The 12,890-nt window shown below is 61.9% G+C and carries 8 protein-coding genes and 2 tRNA genes; 9 read left to right on the top strand and 1 reads right to left on the bottom strand.

Annotation, left to right across the window (positions count from 1 at the left end; all coding sequences use genetic code 11):
• Position 1 precedes the first annotated feature (1 nt).
• The 8 genes from AAFF27_19045 (at position 2) to AAFF27_19010 (ending at position 11,708) form a co-directional block, all read left to right on the top strand.
• Positions 2 to 3,202, top strand: a complete 3,201-nt coding sequence (locus AAFF27_19045) for an efflux RND transporter permease subunit (protein XAH22097.1) — start codon at positions 2 to 4, stop codon at positions 3,200 to 3,202.
• A gap of 64 nt (positions 3,203 to 3,266) precedes the next feature.
• Positions 3,267 to 3,353: transfer RNA gene (locus AAFF27_19040), tRNA-Leu, on the top strand.
• Positions 3,354 to 3,411: 58 nt separating this feature from the next.
• Positions 3,412 to 4,725 (top strand): trigger factor, encoded by a 1,314-nt coding sequence (tig, locus tag AAFF27_19035; protein XAH22096.1) that lies wholly within the window; start codon positions 3,412 to 3,414, stop codon positions 4,723 to 4,725.
• Between the two features lie 101 nt (positions 4,726 to 4,826).
• Positions 4,827 to 5,435: an ATP-dependent Clp endopeptidase proteolytic subunit ClpP gene (gene clpP / locus AAFF27_19030; GenBank protein XAH22095.1), complete on the top strand. Its 609-nt coding sequence runs from the start codon at positions 4,827 to 4,829 to the stop codon at positions 5,433 to 5,435.
• Positions 5,436 to 5,532: 97 nt separating this feature from the next.
• Positions 5,533 to 6,798 carry an ATP-dependent Clp protease ATP-binding subunit ClpX gene (gene clpX / locus AAFF27_19025; GenBank protein ID XAH22094.1) on the top strand — a complete coding sequence of 422 codons (1,266 nt, stop codon included), beginning with the start codon at positions 5,533 to 5,535 and terminating at the stop codon, positions 6,796 to 6,798.
• A 134-nt stretch (positions 6,799 to 6,932) separates the two neighbouring features.
• Positions 6,933 to 9,365, top strand: a complete 2,433-nt coding sequence (gene lon / locus AAFF27_19020) for an endopeptidase La (protein XAH22093.1) — start codon at positions 6,933 to 6,935, stop codon at positions 9,363 to 9,365.
• Between the two features lie 107 nt (positions 9,366 to 9,472).
• Positions 9,473 to 9,548, top strand: a tRNA-Gly gene (locus tag AAFF27_19015).
• A 228-nt stretch (positions 9,549 to 9,776) separates the two neighbouring features.
• Entirely contained in the window at positions 9,777 to 11,708 is a 1,932-nt protein-coding gene (locus AAFF27_19010; protein XAH26270.1) for an integrase arm-type DNA-binding domain-containing protein, read from the top strand.
• A gap of 130 nt (positions 11,709 to 11,838) precedes the next feature.
• On the opposite strand, the gene AAFF27_19005 is transcribed toward AAFF27_19010, so the two are convergent.
• Entirely contained in the window at positions 11,839 to 12,480 is a 642-nt protein-coding gene (locus tag AAFF27_19005; protein ID XAH22092.1) for a LysR substrate-binding domain-containing protein, read from the bottom strand.
• 106 nt (positions 12,481 to 12,586) lie between these two features.
• On the opposite strand from AAFF27_19005, the gene AAFF27_19000 reads away from it, so the two are divergent.
• Positions 12,587 to 12,880, top strand: coding sequence for a helix-turn-helix transcriptional regulator (locus tag AAFF27_19000; protein XAH26269.1), 294 nt, complete (start codon positions 12,587 to 12,589; stop codon positions 12,878 to 12,880).
• The last annotated feature ends 10 nt before the right edge of the window (positions 12,881 to 12,890 follow it).

Genomic DNA, 12,890 nt, shown 5'->3' with positions numbered 1-12,890 from the left:
TATGACGCAGCAAGCGCCACACGCGCCCGAAGACGCGCAGCCCAAGTCCGGCTTCAATCTTTCCCGTTGGGCGCTGGAACATGCGTCCCTGACCCGCTACCTGTTGGTGGCGCTGATGGTGCTGGGCTTTGCCGCCTACTTCCAGTTGGGCCAGGACGAGGATCCACCCTTCACCTTCCGTGTGATGGTGGTGCGTACCTACTGGCCGGGCGCGACCGCGCAGCAGGTGGCCGACCAGGTCACCAGCAAACTGGAGCGCTCGCTGCAAGAGGTGCCTTACGCCGACAAGATCCGCAGCTACTCCAAGCCAGGCGAGTCGCAGATCATCTTCCAGGTGCGCGACGACTCTCGCCCGGGCGACGTGCCCAATCTTTGGTACACGGTGCGCAAGAAGATCGGCGACATGCGCTATACGTTGCCGGCGGGCATCCAGGGGCCGTTCTTCAACGACGACTTCGGTGATGTCTACGGTGTCATCTACGCGCTGGAAACCGACGGCTTCGACACGGCAGAGAGCCGGCAGCTGGCCGAGGACGTGCGCCAGCGCCTGTTGCGCGTGAAGGATGTCGCCAAGGTCGAATTGTTTGGGGCGCAGGACGAGAAGGTCTTCATCGAGATCCCGCGCCAGCGCCTGGCGCAGTTGGGGCTCAACCTCAACGACGTGCTGAACCAACTCGGTCAGCAGAACGCGGTGGAGAGTGCCGGCGCCGTGCAGTCGCCGCGCGACGTGGTGCAGGTGCGCGTCGATGGCGCTTTCGAGGCGGTGGCGCAGTTGCGCGACATGCCGATCCGTGGCAGCTCGGGCAACCAGTTGCGCCTGGGCGATATCGCCGAAATCCGGCGCGGCACGATCGATCCACCCGTCACCAAGGTGCTGTTCCAGGGACGCGACGTGATCGCCCTGGGCATCTCCATGGCCAAGGGCGGCGACATCGTGGCGCTGGGCAAGGCACTGCACGCCACGGTGAGCGAGCTTGGCCGCACCCTGCCGGCCGGCGCGCGCCTGGCGCAGGTGCAGGACCAACCGGCCGCGGTGACCGATTCGGTTAGCGAGTTTCTGCACGTGCTGACCGAGGCCGTGGTGATCGTGCTGGCCGTGAGCTTCATCAGCCTCGGCCTGCACCGGCGCACGGGTGCGCAGCGCTGGTGGCAGCGCTACACGCTGGACGTGCGGCCCGGGCTGGTGGTGGGCATCACCATCCCGTTGGTGCTGGCCATGACCTTCCTGGCCATGGACTACTGGAACATCGGCTTGCACAAGATCTCGCTCGGCTCGTTGATCATCGCGCTGGGCTTGCTGGTGGACGACGCCATCATTGCGGTCGAGATGATGGTGCGCAAGATGGAAGAGGGCTACGACAAGGCCCGCGCCGCCACCTTTGCCTATGACGCAACGGCCATGCCCATGCTGACCGGCACTTTGATCACGGCCGCTGGCTTCTTGCCGATCGGCATCGCCAAATCGGTCACCGGCGAATACACCTTCGCCATCTTCGCCGTGACCGTGATTGCGCTGCTGCTGAGCTGGTTTGTCTCGGTCTACTTCGTGCCCTACCTGGGCATGTTGCTGCTGAAGGTCCCGCGCCATGTGCAGGAGGCCGGGCACGATCAGTCGCACGAAATGTTCGACAGCCGCTTCTACAACGGCTTTCGCCGTACCGTGGGCTGGTGCGTGGCGCACCGCTGGATCACCATCGGCGCCACGCTGGCGATCTTTGCCCTCGGCCTGGTGGGCATGGGGCGGGTGCAGCAGCAGTTCTTCCCGGATTCGAGCCGGCCGGAAATCATGGTGGACCTGTGGTCTGCCGAGGGCACGCCGTTTGCCGTGAGCGAGACCATTGCCCGTCGCGTGGAGGCCCGGCTGCGCGAAGAGCCCGGCGTCGAGAGCGTCACCACCTGGATCGGTTCGGGCGTGCCGCGCTTCTATCTGCCGCTGGATCAGGTCTTCCCCCAGACCAATGTGTCGCAACTGATTTTGATGCCCAAGGATTTGGCCGTGCGCGAAACCTTGCGCCTGCGCCTGCCGGCGTTGCTGGCCAAGGAATTCCCCGAGGTGCGTGGCCGTGTCAAGCTGCTGCCTAGCGGGCCGCCGGTGCCGTATCCGGTGCAGTTCCGCGTGATCGGCGATGATCCGGCCGCGTTGCGCGCGCGCGCCGACGAGGTGACCGCCATCCTGCGCGCCAACCCTCACGCGCTGGGCACAAACGACAACTGGAATGAACCGGTAAAGGCGGTCCGCCTGGAGGTGGACCAGGACAAGGCGCGCGCGCTGGGCGTGACCAGCCAGTCCATTGCCCAGGCCACGCGCATGCTGCTCAGCGGCAGCACCGTCGGCCAGTACCGCGAGGGCGACCGACTGATCGACATCGTGCTGCGCCAGCCCGCGTCCGAGCGCGACGCCATTACCGACCTGCAGAGCGCCTACGTCACCTCGGCCTCGGGCCGTGCCATTCCGCTGGCGCAGATCGCCAAGCCGGTACTGGGCTGGGAATACGGCGTGATGTGGCGCGAGAACCGCGAGTACGGCATCACCGTGCAGGCCGATACGGTGGAGGGCATGCAGGGCGCCACCGTCACCAACGAACTGCTGCCCGCCCTGCGCAAGCTGGAAGCGCAATGGCATGCCGAGGGCCGCACCGGCTACCGCATCGAGGTCGCCGGCGCGGTGGAGGAAAGCAGCAAGGGCTCGGCGTCCATCGTGGCGGGTGCGCCCGTCATGCTGTTCGTCGTGTTCACTCTGCTGATGCTGCAGTTGCACAGCTTCAGTCGCGCCGTACTGGTGTTCCTGACCGGGCCGCTGGGTATTGCCGGCGTTGCAGCTGCGCTGCTGTTGCTGAATCGCCCGTTTGGCTTTGTCGCGCTGCTTGGGGTGATCGCGCTGATGGGCATGATCCAGCGCAATTCGGTGATCCTGATTGACCAGATCGAGCAAGAACGCGCCCGCGGCGTGCCGGCCTGGGATGCCATCGTCGAATCCGCTGTGCGCCGGCTGCGGCCCATCGTGCTGACTGCCGCTGCGGCGGTCCTGGCCATGATTCCGCTCTCGCGCAGCGTGTTCTGGGGCCCCATGGCCGTGGCCATCATGGGCGGGCTGATTGTGGCCACCGTGCTCACCTTGCTGGCCCTGCCGGCGATGTATGCGGCATGGTTTCGTATCAAGCGCGAACCCCCTTCCGCGGAAACAGCTCTCACATCGGGCTAAAATAGCGGGTTGACCAAATTGCATGCGCGCGGCCTGACCGGCTGCCGCGTGCCTTGGGAACATTGCGCGGGTGGCGAAATTGGTAGACGCACCAGGTTTAGGTCCTGACGCCAGCAATGGTGTGGGGGTTCGAGTCCCCCCCCGCGCACCAAGCAATATTCCAGATAGGTAGGCGAGATGGCCTGCCGCCGATCTCAAAGGAGCAGAACATGGCCGTCAATGTGGAAACCCTCGAAAAGCTGGAGCGCAAGATCACGCTGACGCTGCCCGTCGCCACGATCCAGTCCGAAGTTGATGTGCGCCTGAAGCGCCTCGCCCGCACCATCAAGATGGACGGTTTCCGTCCAGGCAAGGTGCCGATGAACGTCGTGGCCCAGCGCTATGGCTACTCGGTGCAATACGAAGTCATGAACGACAAGGTCGGTCAGGCTTTCGCCGCTGCTGCCAACGAAGCGCAACTGCGCGTGGCCGGCCAGCCCACCATCACCGAAAAGGACGGCGCGCCCGAGGGCGAACTGACTTTCGACGCGGTGTTCGAGGTCTATCCGGAAGTCAAGATCGCCGACCTGTCTGATGCTGAAGTTGAAAAGCTCAACGCCGAAGTGGACGACAGCGCCATCGACCGTACCCTGGACATCCTGCGCAAGCAGCGCCGCAGCTTCGCCCAGCGTGCCCAAGATGCAGGTGCGCAAGACGGCGACCGCGTGACCGTTGACTTCGAAGGCAAGATCGATGGCGAAACCTTCCAGGGCGGCAAGGCTGAAGCCTTCCAGTTCCTGGTTGGCGAAGGCCAGATGCTCAAGGAATTCGAAGAAGCCGTGCGCGGCCTGAAGGCCGGCGAAAGCAAGACTTTCCCGCTGGCTTTCCCTGAGGACTATCACGGCAAGGACGTGGCCGGTAAGCAGGCTGACTTCCTAGTGACCGTCAACAAGATCGAAGCCGCCCATCTGCCTGAAATCAATGACCTGCTGGCCAAGTCGCTGGGCATTGCCGACGGCACGGTCGACGGCCTGCGTGCTGACATCAAGAAAAATCTTGAGCGCGAAGTGAAGTTCCGCGTGCTGGCCCGCAACAAGCAGTCCGTGATGGACGCACTGGTCGCCAAGGCTGAGCTGGACTTGCCCAAGGCCAGCGTGCAGGCTGAAGTCGAGCGCATGATCGAAGGCGCTCGCGCCGACCTGAAGCAGCGCGGCATCAAGGACGCCGACAAGGCCCCGATCCCTGACGAAGTGTTCCGCCCCCAAGCCGAGCGCCGCGTGCGCCTGGGCCTGGTTGTGGCTGAGCTGGTGCGTGCCAACAGCCTGCAGGCCAAGCCCGAGCAGATCAAGGCGCACATCGATGAGCTGGCCGCCAGCTACGAAAAGCCGGCTGATGTCGTGCGCTGGTACCAGGGCGACCGCCAGCGCCTGGCTGAAGTCGAAGCTGTTGTGATCGAAAACAACGTCACCGATTTCGTGCTGGGCAAGGCCAAGGTCAGCGAAAAGACCGTGGCGTTTGACGAGCTGATGGGTCAGCAGGGCTGATTTTCTGCAATCCGGCTTGACCGGATGCTGCGTGGGGCTTGTGCTTTGCGGCACAAGCCCCACGTCATTTTCGCTACAGTATTCCTTTCCCAGGAGAAATCATGAGTGCACTGGAAACCCAAGGCCTCGGCATGGTGCCGATGGTGATCGAGCAGTCCGGCCGTGGCGAGCGTTCTTACGACATCTATTCCCGCCTGCTCAAAGAGCGGGTGATCTTCCTGGTTGGTGAAGTCAACGACCAGACGGCCAACCTCGTGGTGGCGCAGCTGTTGTTCCTGGAGAGCGAGAATCCCGACAAGGACATCTCCTTCTATATCAACTCCCCGGGCGGCAGTGTGAGCGCTGGCATGGCGATCTACGACACCATGCAGTTCATCAAACCAGCCGTGTCTACGCTGTGCATCGGCTTTGCGGCCAGCATGGGCGCCTTCCTGCTGGCGGCTGGTGAAAAGGGCAAGCGCTTCTCGCTGCCCAATTCGAAGGTCATGATTCACCAGGTGCTGGGCGGCGCACGAGGCCAGGCCACCGACATCGAAATCCATGCGCGCGACATCCTGCGCACCAAGGACCAGATGAACCGCATCCTGGCTGAGCGCACCGGCCAGCCGCTGGAGAAGGTCAAGTCCGACACCGAGCGCGACTACTTCCTCACCGCTGACGAAGCCAAGGACTACGGCATCGTCGATCAAGTGATCTCCAAGCGCAGCTGAAATACCGCCGCAGGCGTCCAAACGGCGTTTTCCCTCTGGAAAGCGCCGTTTTTTATTTCGTTATCATGTCCCCATCCCCTCTTCAGGCATAGCGTCCATGGCCGAGAAAAAAGGCTCCTCCAGCGAGAAAACCCTTTACTGCTCCTTTTGCGGCAAAAGCCAGCACGAGGTGAAGAAGCTGATCGCCGGTCCTTCTGTTTTCATCTGCGATGAGTGCATAGACCTCTGCAATGAAATCATTCGTGATGAGTTGCCTGACGCCGATGTCACCAAGGAGCCGCGCAGCGACCTGCCGACGCCTATCGAAATCAAGACCAATCTCGACAACTACGTCATTGGTCAAGAAGTCGCCAAGCGCACGCTGGCGGTGGCGGTGTACAACCACTACAAGCGGCTGCGGCACAAGGAAAAGTCGAAGAAGGAAGATGTCGAGCTTGCCAAGAGCAACATCTTGCTGATCGGCCCGACCGGCTCTGGCAAGACACTACTCGCGCAGACGCTGGCGCGCATGCTTGATGTGCCGTTCGTGATGGCCGACGCCACCACGCTGACCGAAGCCGGCTATGTTGGCGAGGATGTCGAAAACATCGTCCAGAAGCTGCTGCAAAGCTGCAACTATGAGGTTGAGCGCGCCCAGCGCGGCATCGTGTATATCGACGAGATCGACAAGATTTCGCGCAAGTCGGACAACCCTTCCATCACCCGTGACGTGTCCGGGGAAGGGGTGCAGCAGGCCCTGCTGAAGCTGATCGAAGGCACCATGGCCAGCATTCCGCCGCAAGGCGGGCGCAAGCACCCGAACCAGGACTTCCTGCAGATCGACACGACCAACATCTTGTTCATCTGCGGCGGTGCCTTCTCTGGCCTGGAAAAGGTGATCGAAGGCCGCACAGAGGCCTCGGGCATCGGTTTTGGCGCTTCGGTCCGCAGCAAGCAGCAGCGGGCGCTGACCGAGGTGTTCAAGGAGGTCGAGCCGGAAGATCTGATCAAGTTCGGCTTGATCCCGGAACTGGTCGGCCGCATGCCTGTGGTGGCGACTCTGGCCGAGCTGAGCGAAGACGCCCTGGTCCAGATCCTTACCGAACCCAAGAACGCGCTGGTGAAGCAGTACAGCAAGCTGTTTTCCATGGAAGGCGTGGACCTGGAGGTGCGGCCAGCCGCACTCAAGGCCATTGCCAAAAAGGCGCTGGCCCGCAAGACTGGCGCGCGTGGGCTGCGCTCCATCCTGGAGCAGTCACTGCTCGATACGATGTATGAGTTGCCCCACACCCACAATGTCGACAAGGTGGTGGTAGACGAGTCGACCATCGACGAAAACAAGCCGCCATTGCTGTTGTACCGAGAGTCGGCGAAGAAAGCCTGACGCTGCTCCGTAGCTGCAGCCCTTGATTGGGCTGCGTTGCGGGGGCCGCGATGTTTCCTCTGCTCTTCTGGTCGCTGGCGTATTGAAAACCTCGCCACTCCGGCCATATGGAGCGGGTCAATCAAAGGATTTTCATGTCCGGTCATACACTCCTTCCCGCCGACCCGATCGAGCTGCCGCTCTTGCCGCTGCGCGACGTCGTCGTTTTCCCCCACATGGTCATCCCGCTGTTCGTGGGCCGGCCCAAGAGCATCAAGGCGCTGGAGCTGGCCATGGAGGCCGAGCGGCGCATCATGCTGGTCGCACAGAAGACGGCGGCCAAGGATGAGCCCTCTGTTCAGGACATGTTCGAGGTGGGCTGCGTCTCCACCATCCTGCAGATGCTCAAGCTGCCCGACGGCACGGTGAAGGTGCTGGTCGAAGGCCAGCAACGTGCCGGCGTGACGCAGATTCAGGATTCTGAAACCCATTTCGTCGCTACGGTCACGCCCGTGCAGGAAGCCGAGACTGCGCAGAGCAGTAGCGAGGTCGAGGCCTTGCGCCGTGCCGTGATGCAGCAGTTTGACCAGTACGTCAAACTCAACAAGAAGATTCCGCCCGAGATCCTGACCTCGATCTCCAGCATCGATGATCCGGGTCGTCTGGCCGACACCATCGCTGCCCACCTGCCACTCAAGGTGGACAACAAGCAGACGGTGCTGGATCTGGCCGACATCAAGCTGCGGCTGGAAAACCTGTTCGAGCAGCTCGAGCGCGAGGTCGACATCCTCAATGTCGACAAGAAGATCCGTGGCCGCGTGAAGCGGCAGATGGAGAAGAACCAGCGCGACTTCTACCTCAACGAACAGGTCAAGGCCATCCAGAAGGAGCTGGGCGAGGGCGAAGAGGGCGCGGACATCGAGGAGATCGAGAAAAAGATCAAGCTCGCCAAGATGCCCAAGGAAGCGCTCAAGAAGGCCGAGGGCGAGCTGAAGAAGCTCAAGCTGATGTCGCCCATGTCGGCGGAAGCCACCGTGGTGCGCAACTACATCGACGTGCTCACGGCGCTGCCCTGGAGCAAGAAGACCAAGATCAAGCACGATCTTGCTAACGCCGAGGAAGTGCTCAACGAAGACCACTACGGCCTGGATAAGGTCAAGGACCGCATCCTTGAATATCTTGCAGTGCAACAGCGCGTGGAAAAGGTCAAGGCGCCTATCCTGTGCCTGGTCGGTCCTCCGGGTGTGGGCAAGACCTCGCTCGGCCAGTCGATCGCCAAGGCTACCGGGCGCAAGTACGTGCGCATGGCGCTGGGCGGCATGCGCGACGAGGCCGAGATCCGCGGCCACCGCCGCACCTACATCGGCGCCTTGCCGGGCAAGGTGCTGCAGAGCCTGAACAAGGTCGGCACGCGCAATCCGTTGTTCCTGCTCGACGAGATCGACAAGCTGGGTACGGACTTCCGTGGCGACCCATCCAGTGCCCTGCTGGAGGTGCTGGATCCTGAGCAGAACCATACCTTCGGCGATCACTATGTCGAGGTCGACTTCGATCTATCGGACGTGATGTTCGTGGCTACTTCCAATTCGATGAACATCCCGTCGGCCTTGCTGGACCGGATGGAAGTCATCCGTCTGTCGGGCTACACCGAAGATGAGAAGACCAACATCGCGATGAAGTACCTGCTGCCCAAGCAGTTGAAGAACAACGGGGTCAAGGACGAAGAGTTGCTGGTCACCGAAGATGCCGTGCGTGACATCGTGCGCTACTACACCCGAGAAGCCGGCGTGCGCTCGCTGGAGCGCGAGCTCTCCAAGATCTGCCGCAAGGTGGTCAAGGCCTTGTTGCTCAAGAAGATGGAGCCGCAGGTGGTGGTGTCGGCCGAGAATTTGAACGACTTCCTGGGTGTGCGCAAGTACACCTACGGCCGTGCTGAGCAGAAGAACCAGGTGGGCCAAGTGGCCGGGCTGGCTTGGACCGAGGTCGGGGGCGATCTGCTCACCATCGAGGCAACCGTCATGCCCGGTAAGGGCGTGATCACGCGTACCGGGTCGCTGGGCGATGTGATGAAGGAATCGGTCGAGGCCGCGCGCACCGTGGTGCGCAGCCGCTCGCGCCGCCTGGGCATCCGTGATGACGTGTTCGAGAAGCGCGACATCCACATCCACGTGCCGGACGGCGCCACGCCCAAGGACGGTCCGAGTGCGGGCGCGGCGATGACGACGGCGCTGGTGTCGGCGTTGACGGGTATCCCGGTGCGTGCCGACGTGGCAATGACGGGCGAGATCACCTTGCGTGGCGAAGTGACGGCTATCGGCGGGCTGAAGGAAAAGCTGCTGGCCGCACTGCGCGGCGGCATCAAGACCGTGCTGATTCCCGAAGAGAACGTCAAGGACCTGCAGGAAATCCCGGACAACGTGCGCGATGGACTGGAGATCGTCCCGGCCCGCTGGATCGACAAGGTGTTGGAAGTGGCGCTTGAGCGCTTGCCTGATCCTTTGTCTGACGAAGAGGTGGCGGCGGCCGCCGCTGCGCCGGTGCCTGCTGCCCCGGATACCGCTGCCAAACCTACCTCCGTCAAGCATTGAGGCCACTTTTTTAAAGGCGTATGGCATGGGGTCTGAAAACGGCCAAAAAGTACGCTAGAATTCGATTCGTTGCAGCAAACGACGTTAAAAAGTTGAATGCAGCAGATGCGGGAATAGCTCAGTTGGTAGAGCGCAACCTTGCCAAGGTTGAGGTCGAGAGTTCGAGACTCTTTTCCCGCTCCAATTTAAGATCTACAGACTTCCACTGGGGGCTGTAAGTCGTTGAAAAGAGGAGCTTCGGCTCCTTTTTTCATTCCAGCAAAAGCCACTGGAATCCACCGACAGCCAGCGTTTTTGAGGCCAAAAACAAGGCCAAAGAATGCGGGTGGTTCCGGTTCCGGGTTGTTGCTGGGGTTGGATCGGGATGACCAGCAGCATCGGGCCTAAGTCCAAGACTTAGGAGCTTCGATGATGGCACTTTCTGATCTGACTGTGCGGCAAGCCAAGGCCGCTGACAAAACCTACAGCCTCCCCGATACCGATGGCCTCGGCCTGGTGGTTGCCCCTACCGGCGGCAAATCGTGGCACCTGCGCTACTACTGGCTCGGCAAGCAAAAGCGCATCTCCCTGGGCAACTACCCCGAGATCGGCCTGCGCGAAGCGCGTACCTTGCGCGACGAAGCCCGAGCACTCCTGGCCAAGGGCATCAACCCTCACACCGACCGCAAGCAGAAGCGCCATGCCGTGAAGCTGGCGGCCGACTACACGTTCAAGGCAGTCTTCGATGCCTGGGTCGAGCATCGGCGCAAGGAACTCAAGGAGGGTCGTCAAAGCACCCTCTCGCAGCTCCTGCGGATTTTCGGCAAGGATGTGCTGCCCACCTTCGGGAAGATGTCGATCTACGACATTCGCCGGCCCCAGCTTCTGGGCGTCCTGGCAAGGATCGAGGAACGCAAGGCCTTCACCACGGCAGAAAAGGTTCGCACCTGGTTGAGCCAGTTGTTCCGCTATGCCCTCGTGATAGTCGAGGGGCTGGAGGCCAATCCGGCTTCTGACCTGGATGTGGTGGCGGAGCCCAAGCCTCCGGTGACCCACAACCCGTACTTGCATCTGCCCGAGCTGCCCGAATTCCTCCAGAAGCTCCGGCTCTACAACCCGCGTGGCTGGCAGACCCAGCTCGGCATCCGGCTGCTGTTCCTCACCGGGGTGCGAACCGGCGAGCTGCGGCTGGCGACCCCGGATCAGTTCGACCTGGACCGCGGCCTCTGGATCATCCCGCCCCAGATCGTCAAACAGCTTCAGGACGAGATGCGCAAGGCCGGCAAGCGTCCCCAGGATGTGCCGCCCTACATCGTGCCGCTGTCCCTTCAAGCCATCGAGATCGTGAGCTACCTTCTGGGGGTGATGCGGCCGGCCCAGCGCCACCTGCTGGCGCATCGCAGCGAACTCAAGAAGCGCATCAGCGAGAACACCCTCAATGCCGCCTTGAAGCGGATGGGCTACGAGGACCAACTTACCGGCCACGGCATCCGCGGAACGATTTCGACGGCGCTCAACGAGATTGGCTACCCCAAGATTTGGGTGGATGCGCAGCTTTCGCACTCGGACCCGAACAAGGTAAGTTCGGCCTACAACCACGCCAAGTATGTGGAACCGCGCCGCAGGATGATGCAGGACTGGGCCGACCGCCTCGACCTGCTTGAACAGGGCCAGGTGGAAGCGGCCAGCGCTCACCTCACCATTCGTATCGAGGGGGTGCCGGCGATGGCAGAAGAGGAAGAGCCTGCTGCCACCGTCGCTGTGCCCCCTGAAGCCTCTGTGCCGCCTGTGGTGGCAGCTCCCATCGTCATGATGCCGAACGATGCAGGCATTAGGTTTCAGCGGCTGTCCCAGGTGCCTCCACCACCCACGCGGCCCCCGGAACCGGAAGTGTCCGCAATCCAGCGCGAGCGCGAAGAGATGCTGGCCATCTACGAGTCGCCGAGCTGCCTGCCGGTGCCGCTGTTCGGCAAGCTGGCAGGGAAGTCCAAAGACCAGATCAACCGCGAGTTGAAGGCCGGCAAACTGCTGTCCATCAGCTTGGGCAACCGGGGGCAACGAGTTCCCGATTGGCAACTGGTGCCGCTCAAGCACAAGCTGGCCCAGGTACTCATGCGCCAGTGTCCGCAAGCGGATCCGTGGGAGCTTTACCGCATGTTGACCCGGCCACACCCGGACCTGGGCGATCGCGCGGCCATCGATTTGGTGACGCCAAGCAATCTGGGCACGGTGGTCCAGGTTATCGCAGCCGGTAAGCAGCATGTGGACGTCCCGGAGACCGTCTCGTCTCGCCCCATTCCCGAGGAGGTGCGGCAGAGCGTTCGCCGGTTGGTTGACGGCGTGGTGGTGCTCGACGGTGCGTAAGGGCCAAAGCTAGCGTGGGGGCCTTGTGCCCCCACGCTAAATCGGCGCCGCCTGCATCTTCCACCGATTGTGAATGTGGGGAGTCGCGTCTCCGAGGATTTGATCGGCGTAGGCAGCCCATCGGGCGCAACTAAGCTGCAGCATACTTGGCGACCTGCAGGGCTCTACGCTCGAACCGCTCTGAAATGGCGTTAGCAGGTTCGTTGGGCTGCTGCAGGTGCGTCACGATCTTGTAAGGGCCGTCGCCAAGCGGACGCATGGCGATTCCCCACCTATGAGCATGCTCAATGCGTGATCCCGCAGATACGCCGATTCCATAACCGGCCGCGACCCATAGCGCCATCATCTCGAAGGACGTCACGTGCTGAATGTCTCGCTCGTCCGCAGGTATAAGGGCAGACAGCCGCTGATCCAACAAGGGGCAGGCCTCTGCCTGCCAGCGAAACAGTGGGCGGTTCAGCAGATCGGCGACCGTGAGCTTCCCCTTGTCCAGCAACGGGAAGCGCAATGGAAGCGCAACGGCCATGTCTTCGCTCCACAGCGGTTGGCTTTTCAGGAACGGGTCGCTTACTTCCCGAAGCGAGAGACCTGCGTCGTAGCGACCTTCGTGGAGGCCCGTATGCAGGTTCTCAACTGTGACCTCAAAAAACGCGATGGCGATGTCCGGCTCTTCCGCGCGTTGCAGCGCGAGCAGTGCCGATAGATGCGATGAGGGTACGCCAGGCGCTATAGCGAGCCTGAATCGGGATAACTGGCTGGTGGCGTCGTGCATAAGAGCCCCCAAAAAGCAATCGGGTTAAAAAGGCGAGCCAACATGATAGCCAAAAGAGTTAAGTTTAACGTGGTTAAGTTCCATTGATTGTTTGACGCTTCTGGTAATGCAGAAGCGTAGCGTTCAACGGGGCCGCCCCCCTGGTACAACCACCTATGAAGCCGAGCCGGCACAGGCTTTCGGTCAAGCGGTGCGTGCCGCTCGTATGGACCAAGGGATCGCTCAAGAAGAGCTTGCCTCTTTGGCCGGTATTGAGCGCTCGCACATGGGAAAAATCGAGCGTGGAGAGCATATGCCCACGCTGGCCCTGATACTGAAAGTAGCCGCTGCACTCAGGATAAGTTCTGCTGAATTGATGACTGCAACAGAGCGCAATATCGGTCTCGGCCCAGATTCTTGAGCAGATTACC

The sequence above is a fragment of the Xylophilus sp. GW821-FHT01B05 genome, assembly GCA_038961845.1.
GTDB lineage: Bacteria > Pseudomonadota > Gammaproteobacteria > Burkholderiales > Burkholderiaceae_C > Xylophilus.
The sequence above is the reverse complement of the archived record's forward strand: the minus strand, read 5'-3'. Positions and strand labels throughout refer to the sequence as shown.